The following is a 16,146-nucleotide window of genomic DNA, read 5'->3' on the forward strand; positions in this document are numbered from 1 at the left end:
ATCGTGGCCCCCCACCGCTTTGCCATTCGCCGCACCGGCCTGGCTCGGTGCCCTTGACTTCTACTCGTCGTCTTCCTCTGCGTCGTCCCACGCCTCATTGCGTGCCTGGACCTTCGCCATTGCCGCTTCGGCTTCAGCAACCGTGTCATATGGGCCAAGCAACTGCGACCAATCAGACTGCGGGCCATTCTCCACGGTCTTGGTCGAGACGTTGTACCAGTACTGCCCCTCGCCCGGGGTGCCAACTGAGCTCATGGAAAACTCCTCTATTCTCGATTCTTGCTGCTTCTTCCACGGTATCCCAACCGGCGGAAAATAGGTGCAACACCACCTGTTCTATCGGCTATCTCCTAGCGAAGCGGCAGATACGTGAAGCTAGAATAAAAGCATGGCTATTGCTTCAACTGCACCCCTTGGAAATCTCACCGCCGGCACGGTCTCCCCGGAACTTCCGGTACCGAAACACATTGAACGCCCCGAATACGTTGGCAAGAAGGAACCTGCCAGCAACACGGCTTCGGAAATCAAAAGCCCAGAAGTCATCGAACGCATTCGCATAGCTTCAAGGATTGCCGCTCAGGCACTGCAGGAAGTTGGCAAGGCTTGCCAGCCGGGAGCCACCACCGACCAGCTCGATCGGCTTGGCCACGAATTCCTCATGGATCACAACGCCTACCCGTCAACCTTGGGCTACCGCGGATTCCCCAAGTCGCTGTGCTCCTCGTTGAACGAGGTCATCTGCCACGGCATCCCGGACACCACCGTGTTGCAAGATGGCGACATCATCAATATCGATATCACCGCCTTCATCGGTGGCGTTCACGGAGATAACAACGCCACCTTCCTGGTCGGTGACGTGGATGAAGAATCGCGCCTGCTGGTCGAGCGCACCGAAAACTCGCTGAAGCGCGCCATCAAGGCCGTGATGCCAGGGCGTGAGATCAATGTGATCGGCCGAAGCATTGAAACCTACGCCAAGCGGTTCGGCTACGGCGTGGTCCGCGACTTCACCGGCCACGGCGTCGGCGAGGCCTTCCATTCCGGCTTGATCATCCCGCATTACGATGCGGCGCCGGCCTACAACACTCCCATCGAGCCGGGCATGGTTTTCACCATCGAGCCGATGCTCACCTTGGGCACCGTCGAATGGGACATGTGGGAAGACGACTGGACCGTGACCACCAAGGACAAGAAGCGCACCGCGCAGTTCGAGCACACCCTGCTGGTCACCGACGATGGCGCGGAAATTCTCACCCTGCCATAGCCGCTGCGACGCCTACGCCAAACGCCAGTGCCCGCGACCTCGAAAGGTCTGGGGCACTGGCGTTTGCTCTATGCGAAAACTGCTAGTCGGCCGAGAGCGGACGCTGGTTTCCCTGCGGAACCTTGCCACGGCGATCGCGCAGCCGGGCAATGGCGGTCTCGAAATCAGTCAGCGACTGGAAGTTGTGGTACACACTGGCAAAGCGCAAGTAAGCGACCTCGTCGAGGCGCGACAATGGCTCCAAGATGGCCAAGCCCACCTGGTGGGCCGGGATTTCAGCAGCCCCGGAGGTCCGGACTGCCTCTTCGACTTCCTGGGCCAGGACGGCAAGGTCGTGATCGGTGACCGGGCGGCCCTGGCAGGCCTTGCGAACACCGTTAATGACCTTGTTGCGCGAGAACGGTTCTACGGCACCGGACTGCTTGAGCACGTTGAGGCTGGCAGTTTCGGTGGTGGTGAAACGGCGCGAACAAGCCGTGCACTGGCGTCGGCGGCGGATCGAGACGCCGTCGTCGGCAACTCGACTATCGACCACTCGGGAATCCGCATTGCGGCAATACGGGCAGTTCACGGCACCTCCATCTGTAGCCTAAGAAGCATTCTCGGTTCACCCATGGTGGCAAGAATCAACTCATGTCACCTAACAGTTTAGCGTCTATTGCGCGTTTCGCACCGCGACCGCGTCTCCATGGGCTGGCAGGTCCTCGGCATTGGCAAGATTAATCACGTGAGCGGCCACTTCGCCCAGCGCGGCCTTGTCGTAGTTGATCACCTGGATGGCTTTCAAGAAGGTATTCACGTTCAGCCCCGAGGCGTGCAGCGCGGTGCCACTGGTCGGCAGCACGTGGTTGGATCCTGCGCAGTAGTCGCCCAGCGAAACCGGGGCATAGGCGCCGACAAACACGGCGCCAGCAGCGGTGATGCGGGCCGCGGTGGATTCCGCCTCGGCCACCATGATTTCCAGGTGCTCGGCGGCGTAGGCGTTGCACACCTCGATCCCCTGCTCCAGGTCCTTGACCAAGATGACGGCCGATTGGGATCCTGACAGTGCCTCTGTCACACGGGCGGAGTGCTTGGTGGCGGCAACCTGCACCATGAGTTCCTTGCGCACGCCAGCAGCTAGTTCAGGTGAATCGGTAATCAGCACGGCCGCGGCGTTGGCATCGTGTTCTGCCTGCGAAATCATATCGGCAGCGACGAAGCCCGGGTTAGCTCCCTTGTCGGCAAGAATCGCGATTTCCGTAGGACCAGCTTCAGCGTCAATGCCTACCACGCCCTTGACCAAGCGCTTGGCGGTTGCCACGAACACGTTGCCTGGACCGGAGATCACGTCAACCGGTTCGATCCCGCCACGCTCATCGTTCGGCATGTCCACCCCGTAGGCGAACGCGGCAACAGCCTGGGCACCGCCCATGGCGTGCACCTCGTCGATGCCCAGCAGCTTGGCGGCAGCCAAGATGGTGGGGTGCGGCAGTCCGGCGAATTCCTTCTGCGGCGGGCTGGCCAGGGCTAGCGAGCTGACGCCGGCTGCCTGGGCAGGTACGGCGTTCATGATGACCGAGGACGGGTAGACGGCCAGGCCACCTGGCACGTACAGGCCGACGCGGCGCACCGGGACCCAGCGCTGGGTGACAGTTGCCCCGGTAGCGTAGCGGACTTCGGCGTCGTCCGGGCGCTGGGCCTTGGCGAATACGCGGGCGCGGTCAATGGATTCTTCCAGCGCCAGGCGAACCTGCGGGTCCAGTTCTTCCAGGGCGCGGTCCAGCTCATGCTGCGGCACACGGGTATGCTCCAGCTCAACGTGGTCAAAGCGCTGGGCCAGGTCCTTGAGTGTTTCCATGCCATGGGCGCGGACATCATCGATGATCTGCTGCACGGTTTCGGCAGCGGTCTGGGAGTTCATCTCCGGGCGCGGCAGCTTGGCTTTCAGCTGTGCGTAGCCCAGGGATTCGTTGCGCCAATCAAGGGTGGCGAGTGCTGAGAATTCGGTTTCTGGAATAGTGCTCACCTACCTAGTTTAACGCCGATGACCGGGGAAGGTTCATTAGTTACCTTCCCCGGTCATCCAAGCCGTGATCCGATTACCTATACGTCCAGGCAGTGCGGGCCCAGCAGCACCTTCAAATCGCCGAACAAGGCAGGATTGGGGTTTACCCTGAAGTTCATGCCCAGGCGCAGCAGCGAGGTGCCGCGGCTGCCGGTGAGCTTCACCCGCACCTCGGTGTTGCCACTGTGCGTGCGCAGCACATCACCCAGCTTCTGCACCAGGGTCTCGGTGGCCTTGTGTGTCGGAATGCCGATGACTACCGGTCCCCCGTTGGCATCCTCGGAAATTTCCGGGATCATCATTTCCTGCGCGTTCAGGGTGATGGAGCCGTCATCGCGGCGCTGCACGCGCCCCTTGATGACCACGATCAGGTCATCGGCCAGGATCTCGGCGATCGGCTGGTAGGCCTGGCCGAAGAACATGACCTCCATCGAACCGGAGAGGTCTTCGATCTCGCAGCGCGCATACGGGTTGCCGCTCTTCTTGGCGATGCGCCGCTGCAGACCGGAAATCATGCCGGCGATGGAAATGATGTGGCCATCCTGCGGGCCGTCATCCGAGAGCACGTGCGTGACCGGCATGTCAGCGTACTGGTCCAGGGCCGAGCCCAGTCCCTGCAGCGGGTGGTCGGAAACGTACAGGCCGAGCATGTCGCGCTCGTAGGCCAGTTTTTCCTTTTTGTCCCAATCGGGCATGTCGGGGATCGCCACGTGCATCGACTCCGAGGACTCATCCGCGCCCAGGGCGCTGAACAGGTCGAACTGGTTGGCCGCCTCGTTGCGCTTGACCTGGATCACCGAATCCACGGCTTCTTCGTGGATGGCCACCAGCGCCCGGCGTGGATGCTTCATGGAGTCGAAGGCACCGGCCTTGATCAGCGATTCAATGGTTCGCTTGTTGCAGACCACGGCCGGGACCTTGCCCAGGAAATCGTTGAAGTCGTTGTAGTTGCCCTTCTCCGTGCGGGCCTCGACCATGCCGGCCACCGCATTGGTGCCGACGTTGCGGATGGCGCCCATGCCGAAGCGGATATCCTTGCCCACTGGGGTGAAGTTCAACGCCGATTCGTTGACATCCGGCGGCAGCACGGTGATGCCGATGTGGCGGCATTCGTTCAGGTACAGTGCCAGCTTGTCCTTGTCATCGCCCACCGAGGTCAGCAGCGCGGCCATGTATTCGGCCGGGTAGTGCGCCTTGAGGTAGGCGGTCCAGTAGGAGACCACGCCGTACGCGGCCGAGTGGGCCTTGTTGAACGCGTAGTCGGAGAATGGCAGCAAGATGTCCCACAGGGTCTGCACGGCGGCGTCCGAGTAGCCGTTGTCGTTCATGCCCTGCTTGAAGCCGGCGAACTGCTTATCCAGTTCCGACTTCTTCTTCTTGCCCATGGCACGGCGCAAGATATCGGCCTGGCCCAGCGAGTAGCCGGCCAGCTTCTGCGCAATAGCCATAACCTGCTCCTGATACACGATCAGGCCGTAGGTGCCGCCGAGGATCTCTGCCAGCGGTTCAGCGAGCTCCGGGTGGATTGGGGTGACTTCCTGCAACCCGGTCTTGCGCAGGGCGTAGTTGGTGTGGGAGTTGGCGCCCATCGGGCCCGGACGGTACAGCGCGATCACTGCGGAGATGTCTTCGAAGTTATCGGGGCGCATCATCTTCAGCAGCGAGCGCATGGGACCGCCATCGAGCTGGAACACGCCCAGGGTGTCGCCGCGGGCCAGCAGGTTGTAGGCCTCGGGGTCCTCGATACTCAGGGTCTCGAGGTCGATTTTGGTGCCGGTGTTGTACTCGATGTTCTCCAGGGCATCGGAAATGATGGTGAGGTTGCGCAACCCCAGGAAGTCCATCTTGATCAGCCCCAGGCCTTCACAGGTCGGGTAGTCGAACTGGGTAATGACCTGTCCATCCTGGATGCGCCGCATGATGGGGATGACGTCGATGATCGGGTCCGAGCTCATGATCACGCCGGCGGCGTGCACGCCCCACTGGCGCTTCAGGCCTTCCAGGCCCTTGGCCGTCTCGAAGACGCGGGCCGCCTCCGGGTCATTGGCCACCAGGTTGCGGAAGTCCCCCGCCTCCGAATAGCGCTTGGATTGCGGGTTCTCGATGTCGTTCAGCGGGATGTCCTTGGCCATCACCGCCGGCGGCAGCGCCTTGGTCAGGGTCTCGCCCATGCTGAACGGGTAGCCGAGCACGCGCGATGAGTCCTTCAGCGCCTGCTTGGTCTTGATTGAACCGTAGGTCACGATCATCGATACGCGCTCATCACCGTACTTCTCAGTCACGTACTTGATGACCTCGGAACGGCGGCGATCATCGAAGTCGACATCGAAGTCGGGCATGGAAACACGTTCCGGGTTCAGGAAACGCTCGAAGATCAGGCCGTGCACCAGCGGATCGAGGTCGGTGATGCGCATGGCGTAGGCGACCATGGAGCCTGCACCCGAACCACGCCCCGGGCCAACACGGATGCCGTGGTCCTTGGACCAGTTGATGAAGTCGGCCACCACCAGGAAGTATCCCGGGAAGCCCATCTTGATGATGACGTCCAGCTCGTAGTCTGCCTGCTTGCGCGAAGCTTCTGGGATGCCGTTCGGGTAGCGGTAGTGCAGTCCCTTGTCGACTTCCTTGATCAGCCAGCTGGTTTCGTCCTCCCCCGGCGGGCAAGGGAATTTCGGCATGTAGTTGGCGTTCGTGTCGAAGGTGACCTCGACCCGGTCGGCGATCGCCAGGGTGTTGTCGCAGGCTTCGGGAAATTCCTTGAACAAATCGCGCATTTCGCGCGCCGATTTCAGGTAGTAGCCGGTGCCGGAAAAAGCGAAGCGGCTGCCGCCCTGGTCATAGGTGGGCTCGTCGAGCGTGGAGCCGGAGTTGATGGCCAGCAGCGCCTCGTGGGCCTTGGCATCGGATTCATGGGTGTAGTGCAGGTCGTTGGTAGCCACCAGCGGAATGCCCAGTTCCTTGGCCAGGCGCAGCAGGTCCTTGGTGATGCGGCGTTCGATCTCCAGACCGTGGTCCATGATCTCGCAGAAGTAGTTTTCCTTGCCGAATAAATCCTGCAGTTCAGCCGCGGCCGCCTTCGCCGCATCGTACTGGCCCAGGCGAAGCTTGGTCTGGACTTCACCCGAAGGGCAGCCGGTCGTGGCAATGAGGCCTTCGTGGTGCTCGTTGAGCAGCTCGCGGTCCCAGCGCGGGTATTTGCCGAACACGGAGTCCAGCGAGGCGCGGGACGAACCCTTGAAAAGGTTGTCCATGCCCTTGTTGTTGTACGAGAGCAGGGTCATGTGGTTGTAGAGGCCGCCACCGGAAACGTCATCGCCCTTTTGCGATTCGTCGGTACGCCATTTCACGCGGGTCTTGTCGTCGCGCGCGGTGCCCGGGGTGACATAGGCTTCTACGCCGATGATCGGCTTAACGCCAGCTCCGGTGGCTTGGCGCCAGAAATCGAAGGCACCGAACAGGTAGCCATGGTCGGTAATCGCCATGGCTTCCATGCCCTGCCGGTTAGCTTCGGCGAAGAGTTCGCCTAGGCGCGCCGCACCGTCCAGCATGGAGTATTCGGTGTGGGTATGAAGATGGACAAATCCGTCACGTGTAGCACTCACCCAACCAGTCTAGCGATCAAACCCGGACTTGGGCCCACCCCGGCGCGGTGCTGTGGCTAGCACGACACAAGGTGCTGCCGGCCAGTGGCCAACAGCACCTTGGAACTCAGTATCCGCCTTCGCGCAGCAGCTCGACGGCGCCTGCCAGATCCGCAGGATATTCGCTTTCGTATTCCATCCACTGGCCGGAGACCGGATGGGAGAATCCAAGACGTTTTGCATGCAGCCACTGCCGGGTCAGGCCCAGAGCGGCACCCAGCTTGGGATCCGCTCCGTAGGTCTGGTCTCCGGCACAAGGGTGCCCGAAGGCTGAGAAGTGGACGCGGATCTGGTGGGTGCGCCCGGTTTCCAGTTGCACCTCGACCAGCGAGGCGGGGCCGAAGGCCTCGATCACCTTGTAGTGGGTGACCGAGTCCCGCCCGCCATCCAGGACAGCGAACTTCCAGTCGTGGCCCGGGTGGCGCCCGATCGGCGCGTCGATGGTGCCTTCCAGCGGGTCAGGCAGGCCCTGCACCACCGCATGGTAGATCTTCTTGGGGGTGCGTTCCTTGAAGGCGCGCTTCAATTCCGTGTAGGCGCGTTCGGTTTTCGCCACGACCATCAGGCCGCTGGTGCCCACGTCCAAGCGGTGCACTATGCCTTGGCGTTCGGCGGCACCGGAAGTGGTGATGTTGTAGCCCTCGGCCATGAGTGCGCCGACAACTGTCGGGCCCCCCCACCCCGGGGATGGATGGGCTGCGACACCCACGGGCTTGTCGATGACCACATAGTCATCGTCGTCCGCGATAATCTTCAGCTCTTCCACTTTCTCAACCTTAATTTCTAATGGGTCTGCCTGCGGCGGGATGGTGACTACCAGCTGGTCCCCCGCCTTGATCTTCAGAGATTTGGCAATGGTTCGTCCGTTGACCTGGATCTGCGAATCCTTGCAAAGGCTCGAAGCCAAGGTGCGCGGAATCTGCAGGGACCGGGAGATATAGGCGTCAAGGCGTGCACCGGCATCGGCTGGGTCAACCAGCAGTTCGTGAATGGTGGTTTCGTTCGAGATCATGCGTTTGGTTCTGCTTCGTCCTTGTTGGACTTGTCTTTCTTTGGAGGATCGCCAATGCTGCCATCGAGGTTGCGCCCGCGGATGAGCATGTACGCCACCGCGATCATGGAACAGACGATGAACGAGTCGGCGACGTTGAAGATAGCGAAGTGGGTGACGGAAAACATGTCTACCACATGGCCGAATCCGAAGCCCGGTTCACGAAACAGCCGGTCCACGACATTGCCCAGGACACCGCCGAGCAGGCAGCCCAGGGCTATGGCCCAGCTTCTGGACAGCACCTTGCGGAAAAACAGGTAAATGACGTAGACCGCGACTGCCGATTGCAGGATCGCGAAGACTATGGTGAAGTCTTCGCCGATGGAGAAGGCGGCACCAGGGTTCAGGATGTAGTGGATGTTGAAGAATCCGGGAATCACTTCAATCGATTGGCCAAGCCGCATGTTCTGTTCAACGGCAATTTTGACGGTTTGGTCCAGTACCAGCGCGATCAGAGCGATCACGAGGCCAAGGCCAACGTATTTCTTCGCCTTCGCGCCCGCGTTTCCGGATTGAACTGCGTCCACAGTGGTACCCATTATTTCCTCTTAAACGTCAACGGTGGTGATCGGAATGTATCCGTTCACCACCGTTGATCTTACTTGATAGCTAGATCAAGTTATGAACTGTCAGCGACTAGCTGGTCTTGCCTGCCGCACCAGCATCGATCGAACCCTGGGACTCAAGGTCACGCAGCTGTCCTTCGATGTATGTCTTCAGGCGAGCACGGTAATCGCGTTCGAAGCCACGCAACTGCTCGAGCTTGCGCTCAAGAACCGACTTCTGCTGCTCCAAGGCCGACAAGGTCTTGCGGCTCTTCTCTTCAGCGGTGGTGACCAAGGTGTTAGCTTCGGTCTTCGCTTCGGAGATGATCTTGTCGCGCTGCTCGACACCGGCAGCGACGTACTCGTCGTGCAGACGCTGAGCCATGGACAGCACGTTGGCTGCCGACTCTGCGGATTCGGAGCGAGGAGTTGCAGCTGGCGCTGCTGCTGCGGCCGGAGCTGCAGGTGCCTTCTCAGCGGCAGCTGGCTTAGCTTCTGCCTTCTTTTCCTCAGCTGGCTTTGCAGCTGGGGTTTCTGCCTTCGCTGGCTCTGCAGGCTTAGCTTCTGCCTTCTTCTCTTCAGCTGGCTTAGCAGCTGGAGCAGCAGGAGTAACTGGAGCGGCCGAAACAGGTGCAGGAACAGCCTGCTCCTTCGATACCGAACCCGCATCTTCGCCAAGTTCGGCAAGGCGGCTGCGTAGAGCCTCGTTCTCACCGGTTAGGCGACGCAGCTCCACAACGATTTCGTCGAGGAAGTCATCTACCTCGTCTTGGTCGTAGCCTTCACGGAACTTGGTCGGCTGAAACCGCTTATTGACTACGTCTTCTGGCGTCAGAGCCATTGGGTCACCTCAATACTGGGATCATTTCCGCACGACCATTGTCTTGCCTTGCGAAACACTTACCGTTTTTGTCAGTGTCGCGACCGGTGAAGTCGGAGCACCATTTCCTAAAGGATATAACGATTTGGACAATTATTACGAAATCGAGCTTACGCGCGAGTCTCTTATTCTTTGAATCTACAGCTTTTGACTGCTCAGGACAATCCCCGTGAAGCACGGAAATGCCCTAATCAGATCCCTGTCCTGAGGCCCAGGTTGGCTACCACCGCTTTAAGAATGATTACGACGATGAACAACACAAGAAAGGACAGGTCAAGACGGATTCCGCCGAGATCCAGGGGTTTGATCTTCCGGCGCAACCAGCGCAGCGGAGGATCGGTAATCGACACGATTGCACTTGCGACAATCAATGCGATGCCTTTGGGTCGCCAGTGGCGAGCAAAGCTTTCCGTTACATCCAACACAATTCTCATTAAGAGCAGAATCTGGAGGATGGCTAAGGCGAGATAGATGATCCCGAACACCATTTTGTGCTTGTGCTCCTGGTGTCTTAGCTCTGATTAAAGAAGGTTGCTTGCGCTTCGGACTGCTTGCGATCTTCACCGAGGACCTCAACGGTCGCTGGTGAGAGCAAGAAGACCTTGTTCGTGACTCGCTCAATGGAGCCGTGCAGGGCGAAAACAAGACCGGCCGAGAAGTCGACGAGGCGCTTGGCATCGGTTTCACCCATGTCGGTGACATTCATAATCACCGGGATGCCGTCACGGAAGTTCTCACCGATGATCTTGGCATCGTTATAAGAACGAGGGTGGACGGTAGTAATCTGACGCAATTCGGAATCCTCATCCCGTACTGAAGGGGCACGCTTAATAGGGGTGACCGGAGCACGGTATTCCGTCTCTGGTTCTCTAGCTTGAGTTTGCGGCGCAGCCTGCCTTGCAACAGGCTGTGGGCGTGGGGCTTCGGCAGGTCGCTTTGGAGCTGTGTCCTCAACTACCCGAACCTGGGTTTTGGGCTCAGCGTGTTGTGTCTGGGTCTCTTCCTGCTCGACGGCGTCCGCCAAGCCGAGATATACCATTGCCTTACGCAGTCCGTCAGCCACGATGTTTCTCCTCGTTTATCCCATGCATGCAACCCCATTGCACGCTTCCGCTACTCCGACGCTACCGCACAAAATAATGCAGGCATCGTTCATTCGATCAATTCTTGGCGGTGTGTCGCGCACGCCTACGCGGCGGTCCAGATGAGTCCGGCAAGTCGTCCTGCACGGCTTGAACGCCGGTAGGAATAGTAGCTTTCCTCTTCCAAGGTGCAGACACCGGATTGCCGCACGTCCACCCCGAGGCCGCGCAGTTCTTGTTCGGCTGAGGCCGGAAGGTCCAGCCCATGGGTCCCCCAGCGAGTCGTGGTGCGAATCCCGGTGCGCAACTCTTCGGATTCCTGGGCCATGCTTTCTGGAACTTCATAGCATCGGCCGCAGATCGAAGGGCCGATCACGGCTTCCACTGTGTCGGCACCATGAGCCTTCAGGCCCTCGACCGTTTTTGCCAGGATCCCGTCGAGCAGCCCGCGCCTGCCGGCGTGGGTTGCGGCACTCAGGGTTTGCCCATTGCGCGTGTTTCTTCCGACAAAGAGCACCGGAAGGCAGTCGGCGACCATCACTGCCAGGGGCTGGGTGCCAGTTGGGTCCAGCAATCCATCGCAGGTTGGCGCTGCCGGCTCTAGCCACGAGGTGCGCCGCACCGGCGTGACCTCATATACATCGGCGGAGTGCACCTGGTTCATGAAGTTAAGCGAGAAGCGTCGAACCCCGATCAAGTCCTCCAATTTGGCTCGATTCTCCGCCACAAGGCGGGGATCGTCATTCACGTGCAGGGCGAGGTTTCCCTCAGCCTGCGATGTGAATGCCAGTTGGATGCTCGGATCGAGGTTCGACGCGAAATGTAGCACTGCTCAGCTTCTTGCTGTTTTTACTTCAGGAAGTCCGGGACATCCAGGTCGTCGTTCGAACCGTTCAGGTCCGAGTCGACAACATCTGGAAGGTCCTGGAAGGAGCTAGCCTGCTCTGCGGCAGCTGGCTTCTCATGAGCAACCTGGGCTGGCTTCGCAGCTTCGGTTGCAGCAGGTGCTGGTGTCTCTGGAATGCTCGCTGGCACTTGCTCAGCCGGGCGCGCGGAGACAGCTGGCTTTGCTGCGACCGGTGCCATTGGCTTGCTGGTGACATCTGGCTCGTCGAAGCCGGCTGCAATCACGGTGACACGTGCTTCGTCGCCCAAGGCGTCGTCAATGACGGCACCGAAGATGATGTTGGCTTCCGGGTGGGCAACTTCCTGCACGAGGCGTGCAGCTTCGTTGATTTCGAACAAGCCGAGGTCGGAGCCGCCCTGGATGGAGAGCAGGACGCCGTGGGCGCCATCGATAGAAGCTTCGAGCAGTGGCGAGGCAATAGCCAGCTCCGCTGCCTTCACTGCACGGTCTTCGCCCCGCGCCGAACCGATGCCCATCAATGCCGAGCCTGCGCCCTGCATAACGGACTTCACGTCGGCGAAGTCGAGGTTGATCAGGCCCGAGGTGGTGATCAGGTCGGTAATGCCCTGCACGCCGGAGAGCAGAACCTGGTCTGCCTGGCGGAATGCATCGAGCACCGATACGTTGCGATCCGAGATCGACAGCAGTCGATCGTTCGGGATCACAATGAGGGTATCCACTTCGTCGCGCAGGGCTTCGATGCCCGACTCGGCGGAGTTAGCGCGGCGGCGACCCTCGAAGGTGAATGGACGGGTGACCACGCCGATGGTCAGCGCGCCAAGCGAGCGGGCAATGCGGGCCACGACCGGCGCGCCGCCGGTACCAGTACCGCCGCCTTCGCCAGCGGTCACGAAGACCATGTCCGCGCCGCGCAGGACGTCTTCGATTTCTTCTACATGATCTTCCGCTGCCTGGCGTCCCACATCAGGGTTGGCGCCAGCGCCCAGGCCACGAGTCAGTTCGCGTCCTACGTCGAGTTTGACGTCGGCATCACTCATAAGCAGAGCCTGGGCATCGGTGTTAATGGCGATGAACTCTACGCCCTTGAGACCGACTTCGATCATTCGATTGACTGCGTTTACACCGCCACCGCCGATTCCGACGACTTTAATGACCGCGAGGTAATTCTGTGGAGCTGCCACGTCCCGCTTCCCTTGTTAGATGTGCTACATATTTCACGACTCCAGCTAAAGACCTTCACCTTTAGCCTTAAGGTTAAGATTCTGTCAAGCTGTCGTTATTAGAAACGCTATGAGTCGTGTGGTCTTTCTGCAACGACCGCCTAGGCGTGTCGCTTACTCAAAACTATCTTTCCAGAATTTCTTGGCTTATTGGTCTTCCCGCGCCCAGAGCACCGCGACTTAATAGACCACGGGATTTTCTGGGTTGGTGACGTCGATGGTCGTCTTGGCCGCGTGCTTTTTCTCAAGCTCTTTCAAGAAGATCGTCGCCACTTCATTTTTCAGGGCCGCTTTCTTGGCGTCTCCCCAAATCAAAGTACGGTTCTTCGGCAACGCCAGTTCGGCGAACCCTGCCTTGGACAAGGATGCCGTTGAGACTTCCTTGAGCACTTTCTTGTCAACGGTGCTCAAGATTCCGGTCAGCAGCTTGAACTGCTCCGGATCAGCAGTGACGTCGGTGGCCTTGATCTTGGGCAACTTGTCCTTGTCATTCTTGCCGACGGTGCGAAGCTTCTTGCCGGTCTCGGAGACCAGGTACTGCTTCTTGCCCTCCAGCAAGATGGCCACCGGCACAGCTTCGATTACCTCAACGACCAAGGTGTTGGGCATCTGGGCCTTGACCACGATTTCGTCGATGGCCGGCTGCTCGCCGATCAGCTCCTGGACCCTCGATTCAGAGATCCGCGGCAGCGGAACGCCCTTCAATGGTTCCAGGGACTTCCCCAGCTTCTCGGAATTGACCAGCTTGGTGCCGGTTACTTCGATCTTCTTGGCAGCGATCACCGGTGAGAAGCTCAAGATCAAAACCGCAGCGAGGCTGAGCACGACGATGCATGCCGCGAGAATAATCAGGATCTTGCGCCGTTTTTTCTCCGGGCTCTCCGGAAGTTCTACGACTTTTGCTGCTTCACCCATGGATCACCTTGGTAGACGGAAGTGGACCAACTGCGATGGCCTCGGACTCGGGACGGAATTCGTCAGCTCAGCGACTTGACGATGTCTGGACCTAGCGCTGTGACATCGCCGGCGCCAATGGTCATGATGACATCGCCCGGCTCGGACTGCTCAACCACGTGCGCTACAGCGGCTGCCGGCGAAAGTACCTGGGCAGGAACCTCGATGCGCGATGCGATCAGTTCGCTGTCCACGCCATCGATAGGTTCTTCACGTGCCGGGTAGATATCCAGCACGGCCACCGAATCGGCCAGGGACAAGGCCTGGGCGAATTGGCGGAAGAACTCTTGGGTACGGCTGAACAGGTGCGGCTGGAAGACAATGTGCAGCCGGCCGGTGCCGGCCCCCGTACGGCCGGCGGTCAGCGCTGCCTGCACCTCTGTCGGGTGGTGCGCGTAGTCGTCGTAGACACGGACCTCTGCGGCTTCACCCTTGAATTCGAATCGGCGAGCTGCCCCGGAGAAACTGGAGAGCGCCTGCAGCGCTTCGTCAACGTCCACACCTGCATCAATGCCGACAGACAATGCGGCGGCAGCATTAAGCAGGTTGTGCTGGCCGGGCACTGCCAGATCCAGGATGCGGCTTTGTCCGCTGCCCCATTCGATGGTTGCGGTGAAGCGGCCGTCTTCGGTGGCGCGGGCATCGGAAAGGCGGCGGTCGGCGTGATCGCTGAAGCCGTAGGTCTGCACGCGGATTTCCGGACGCTCTGCGCGCATCTTGTGCGCCAGATCGTTGGAACCCTCATCATCTGCACAGCAGATCAGCAAGCCGTCTGCCGGCAATAGCCTGGCGAAGTCCACGAAGGCCTGGTGCACTGCTTCAGCGGTACCGTAGTGATCCAGGTGGTCGGCTTCGACGTTGGTCACGATGATGGCATCCGGCCGGTAGTTGAGGAAGGAAGCGTCGGATTCGTCCGCTTCGGCCACGAAGTAGGATCCGGATCCGAGCTCGGCGTTGGTGCCCAGGCTTGGAATATTCGCTCCCACGGCGAAGCTCGGACGCGCGCCAATGGTCTTGAGCATATGGGCGGTCAGCGAAGTAGTGGTGGTCTTGCCGTGAGTACCGGCGATGGCCACGATCTTCTCGTGGCCGCGCATGGTAGCTTCCAGGCCTTCGGAGCGGTGCAAGATTCGCAGTCCGCGGCGCAGGGCTTCGTCGTATTCCGGGTTTCCGGCCTTGATGATCGAGGAGATCACCACGGTGTCGGCGTCGCCGAGGTTCGCTGGGTCGTAGCCTACGTGGATTCGCGCGCCGCGCTCACGCAAGCCATCGAGCACCGGGAGATCCTTGGCATCGGTTCCGGAGACAGCCAGGCCGTAGTCGAGCAGCAGCCGTGCAACCGCTGATACGCCAACCCCGCCTACACCCATCAGGTGTACCTTGCCCAGATCGGCGTTCAGTTCGTCGGCTCGCAGTGCCATGGTTCTAGCCTTCCTGACCCGCACGGCGGCGGGTTGAAACTTCATCAATAATCCGTCGCGCCATGATCTGCGCGGCGTCGCGCTGCCCCAATGAGGCAGCGACTTGAGACATCTTTTCAATTTTATGCTGATCGGTCAGCAGATTGATGACATTTTCGCTGATATAGGACTTTGTGAACTCCGCGTCGGAAACCAGGACGGCTCCCCCAGCAGCGACCAGTTCACGGGCGTTGAGCTTTTGCTCGCCGTTGCCGATGGGCAGCGGAACCAGTACCGAGGCCGTGCCAGCTACGGCCAGTTCGCAGACGGTGCCCGCGCCGGAGCGGCAGATCATCAAATCCGCGACGGCGTAGGCGTAGTCCATGCGGTCCACGTATTCGGTCTGGCTGTAGCCTTCATGGGACAGCAGATTGCCCGAGGCGTCCAGAATCTGCTTTCCGCGTCCGGTGATGTGGATAGTGTGGATGCCAGCTGCGTTCAGCTCGTCCAGGGACTGCTCGATGGCGGTATTGATGCTCTGCGCTCCGGAGGATCCACCGGTGACCAGAAGTACCGGCTTCTGCCCGGTGATACCGAAGTACCCGCGTGCTTCGCCTCGCAGCGCGGCTTTGTCCATGGTGGCAACGTTGGAGCGCATCGGCATGCCCACCTGCATCTCACCGGGCAGCCCGGTGTTGGCGAAAGTGGTTCCGACGAATGCCGCGTTCTTTGCCCCGAGCTTGTTGGCCATGCCGGCAACGGAGTTGGCCTCATGCACGAAGATCGGCAGCTTCAGCTGCTTCGCGGCAAGATATGCCGGGGTGCAGACATAACCGCCGACGCCCAGGACGGCCTCGGCCTTGGTGGTGCGCAGAACGTTCTTGGCGTTGTTAATGGCCTTGATGAAACGGAAAGGGAACTTGAGCAGATCCATGTTGATGCTGCGTGGCATCGGGGCCTTGGGGATGAGTTCGAGCGGGTAGCCAGCTTCCGGCACCAGCTTGGTTTCCAGGCCACCGGGAGAACCCAGTGCTGTGACCATTGCTTCGGGATGCTCGGCCTTCACGGCATCAGCTATGGCCAGCATGGGCGAGATATGGCCGGCAGTTCCGCCGCCGGCGACGACTAGACGAAGTGCTTCGCTCATCTGTTGCTGTACTCCTTCGTCCTGCCAATGGGCAGGATCAACGTCCA

General features: G+C 60.1%; 15 protein-coding genes. 1 reads left to right on the plus strand and 14 read right to left on the minus strand.

Features of this window, described 5'->3' with window-relative positions; translation table 11 throughout:
* Positions 1-60 precede the first annotated feature (60 nt).
* Positions 61-255: a hypothetical protein gene (locus ACNPN0_RS11380; protein ID WP_105656786.1), complete on the minus strand. Its 195-nt coding sequence runs from the start codon at positions 253-255 to the stop codon at positions 61-63.
* Positions 256-388: 133 nt separating this feature from the next.
* Here ACNPN0_RS11380 and map point away from each other — a divergent pair, with 133 nt between their 5' ends.
* Complete coding sequence (gene map / locus ACNPN0_RS11385) at positions 389-1,264, plus strand: type I methionyl aminopeptidase (RefSeq protein ID WP_105656787.1); 876 nt, start codon at positions 389-391, stop codon at positions 1,262-1,264.
* Positions 1,265-1,346: 82 nt separating this feature from the next.
* On the opposite strand, the gene nrdR is transcribed toward map, so the two are convergent.
* From nrdR to murG, 13 genes are all read right to left on the minus strand, one after another.
* Positions 1,347-1,835, minus strand: coding sequence for a transcriptional regulator NrdR (gene nrdR, locus ACNPN0_RS11390; RefSeq protein ID WP_105656788.1), 489 nt, complete (start codon positions 1,833-1,835; stop codon positions 1,347-1,349).
* 84 nt (positions 1,836-1,919) lie between these two features.
* Complete coding sequence (hisD, locus tag ACNPN0_RS11395; protein WP_105656789.1) at positions 1,920-3,272, minus strand: histidinol dehydrogenase; 1,353 nt, start codon at positions 3,270-3,272, stop codon at positions 1,920-1,922.
* 77 nt (positions 3,273-3,349) lie between these two features.
* A complete protein-coding gene (gene dnaE, locus ACNPN0_RS11400) occupies positions 3,350-6,913 on the minus strand; it encodes a DNA polymerase III subunit alpha (protein WP_448938092.1) in 3,564 nt (1,187 codons plus the stop codon).
* 106 nt (positions 6,914-7,019) lie between these two features.
* Positions 7,020-7,964 (minus strand): RluA family pseudouridine synthase, encoded by a 945-nt coding sequence (locus ACNPN0_RS11405; RefSeq protein WP_448938909.1) that lies wholly within the window; start codon positions 7,962-7,964, stop codon positions 7,020-7,022.
* A complete protein-coding gene (lspA, locus tag ACNPN0_RS11410; RefSeq protein WP_332485981.1) occupies positions 7,961-8,542 on the minus strand; it encodes a signal peptidase II in 582 nt (193 codons plus the stop codon). Before lspA ends, ACNPN0_RS11405 begins: the two co-directional genes overlap by 4 nt.
* Positions 8,543-8,639: 97 nt before the next feature.
* Positions 8,640-9,389, minus strand: a complete 750-nt coding sequence (locus tag ACNPN0_RS11415; RefSeq protein WP_105656793.1) for a DivIVA domain-containing protein — start codon at positions 9,387-9,389, stop codon at positions 8,640-8,642.
* Positions 9,390-9,619: 230 nt separating this feature from the next.
* On the minus strand, positions 9,620-9,916 hold the full coding sequence (locus ACNPN0_RS11420; RefSeq protein ID WP_105656794.1) for a YggT family protein: 297 nt from the start codon (positions 9,914-9,916) through the stop codon (positions 9,620-9,622).
* A 23-nt stretch (positions 9,917-9,939) separates the two neighbouring features.
* A complete protein-coding gene (locus ACNPN0_RS11425) occupies positions 9,940-10,491 on the minus strand; it encodes a cell division protein SepF (RefSeq protein ID WP_105656795.1) in 552 nt (183 codons plus the stop codon).
* Positions 10,492-10,616: 125 nt separating this feature from the next.
* Positions 10,617-11,339 carry a polyphenol oxidase family protein gene (locus tag ACNPN0_RS11430; protein ID WP_400342199.1) on the minus strand — a complete coding sequence of 241 codons (723 nt, stop codon included), beginning with the start codon at positions 11,337-11,339 and terminating at the stop codon, positions 10,617-10,619.
* A gap of 20 nt (positions 11,340-11,359) precedes the next feature.
* A complete protein-coding gene (ftsZ, locus tag ACNPN0_RS11435; protein ID WP_105656797.1) occupies positions 11,360-12,559 on the minus strand; it encodes a cell division protein FtsZ in 1,200 nt (399 codons plus the stop codon).
* 219 nt (positions 12,560-12,778) lie between these two features.
* Entirely contained in the window at positions 12,779-13,513 is a 735-nt protein-coding gene (locus tag ACNPN0_RS11440; RefSeq protein ID WP_133834280.1) for a cell division protein FtsQ/DivIB, read from the minus strand.
* Positions 13,514-13,575: 62 nt separating this feature from the next.
* Positions 13,576-14,973 (minus strand): UDP-N-acetylmuramate--L-alanine ligase, encoded by a 1,398-nt coding sequence (gene murC, locus ACNPN0_RS11445; RefSeq protein ID WP_448938910.1) that lies wholly within the window; start codon positions 14,971-14,973, stop codon positions 13,576-13,578.
* A 4-nt stretch (positions 14,974-14,977) separates the two neighbouring features.
* The gene (gene murG, locus ACNPN0_RS11450; RefSeq protein WP_400342197.1) at positions 14,978-16,099 is read right to left on the minus strand and encodes an undecaprenyldiphospho-muramoylpentapeptide beta-N-acetylglucosaminyltransferase; all 1,122 of its coding nucleotides are present in this window, start codon (positions 16,097-16,099) and stop codon (positions 14,978-14,980) included.
* Positions 16,100-16,146: the final 47 nt, after the last annotated feature.

The sequence above is a fragment of the Glutamicibacter sp. AGC84 genome, from assembly GCF_053543575.1.